The sequence below is a fragment of the Nocardia sputi genome (assembly GCF_023501985.1).
The window spans coordinates 1-1,776 of the sequence record NZ_JAMFLC010000065.1; the positions used below are offsets into that span (position 1 = coordinate 1).

Below are 1,776 nucleotides of genomic sequence, written 5' to 3' on the forward strand. Positions count from 1 at the left end.
GATCGCTTCGAAGACGCTCGGGTCGACGAGGGTGGAGGTGTCGCCGAGTTCGCGTCCTTCGGCGACGTCTCGCAGGAGGCGGCGCATGATTTTGCCGCTGCGGGTTTTGGGGAGTTCGGGGACGATGTGGATTTCGCGGGGTCGGGCGATGGGGCTGATGTGGCGGGCGACTTCGGTTTTGAGGTCGTCGATGAGTGTGGTTCCGGTGTTGTGGGCTTGGGCTGTGAGGATGACGAAGGCGACGATGCCTTGGCCGGTGGTGGGGTCGGTGGCGCCGACGACGGCGGCTTCGGCGACGGTGTGGTGTGCGACGAGGGCGGATTCGACTTCGGCGGTGGAGATGCGGTGGCCGGAGATGTTCATGACGTCGTCGACGCGGCCGAGGATCCAGAGGTCGCCGTCGGTGTCGAGTTTGGCGCCGTCGCCGGCGAAGTACCAGCCTTGTGCGGCGAAGCGTTCCCAGTAGGTTTCCCGGAAACGTTGCATGTCGCCCCAGATGCCGCGCAGCATCGACGGCCAGGGTTGGTCGAGGACGAGGTAGCCGTTGGCTTCGGTTTCTCCGCGGTGGACGGGTTTGCCTTCTTCGTCGACGACTTGGGCGCTGATGCCGGGTAGTGGGGTCATGGCGGCGCCGGGTTTGGTGGTGGTGACGCCGGGTAGGGGGGAGATCATGATGGCGCCGGTCTCGGTCTGCCACCAGGTGTCGACGATGGGGGTGCGGTCGGCGCCGATGACTTGGCGGTACCAGCGCCAGGCTTCGGGGTTGATGGGTTCGCCGACGGAGCCGAGTAGCCGTAGTGTGGACAGGTCGTGGGCGTCGGGGATGTCGCGGCCCCATTTCATGAAGGTGCGGATGAGGGTGGGGGCGGTGTAGTAGATGGTGACGCCGTATTTTTCGATGAGGTGGAAGTGGCGGTGTTCGTCGGGGTGGTTGGGGGTGCCTTCGTAGACGATTTGGGTGCTGCGGTTGGTGAGGGGGCCGTAGACGATGTAGCTGTGGCCGGTGACCCAGCCGATGTCGGCGGTGCACCAGTAGGTGTCTTGGCCGGGTTTGTGGTCGAAGACGGTGTGGTGGGTGTAGGCGGTTTGGGTGAGGTAGCCGCCGGTGGTGTGGAGGATGCCTTTGGGTTTTCCGGTGGTGCCGGAGGTGTAGAGGATGAACAGGGGGTGTTCGGCGTCGAAGGGTTGTGGTTGGTGGGTGGGGGATGCGGTGGTGACGGTGTCGTGCCACCACAGGTCGCGGTTGTCGGTCCAGGGGACTTCGATGCCGGTGCGGCGCACCACCAGCACGTGCTCGACGCTGCCGGGGGTGGTGCTGTGTGCGTGGAGGGCTTGGTCGACGGCTTGTTTCAAGGGGGCGGCTTTGCCGCGGCGCCACTGTCCGTCGGTGGTGATCACCAGCCGGGCTTGCGCGTCGTCGACGCGTTGGCGTAGGGCGGTGGGGGAGAAGCCGGCGAAGACGACCGAGTGGGTGAGGCCGAGGCGGGCGCAGGCGAGCATGGCGATGATGGCTTCGGGGACCATCGGCATGTAGATCGCGACGCGGTCTCCGGCGACGAGGCCGAGGTCGGTCAGTGCGTTCGCGGCCCGGCAGACGTCGTCGAGCAGTTCGCGGTAGGTGATGGCGCGGGAGTCGCCGGGTTCGCCTTCCCAGTGGATGGCGACCTGGTCGCCGTGGCCGTCGAGGACGTGGCGGTCCACGCAGTTGTAGGCGACGTTGAGCTTGCCGCCGACGAACCACTTCGCCACCGGCGCGTCACTCCAATCCAGCACCTG

1 protein-coding gene is annotated in these 1,776 nt (G+C 66.4%); it reads right to left on the minus strand.

Translation table 11 applies throughout. From position 1 onward, the window contains the following. Positions 1–1,776 (minus strand): acetate--CoA ligase (acs, locus tag M8859_RS36620; RefSeq protein WP_249645675.1); only part of this gene is annotated, 1,776 nt, incomplete at both ends.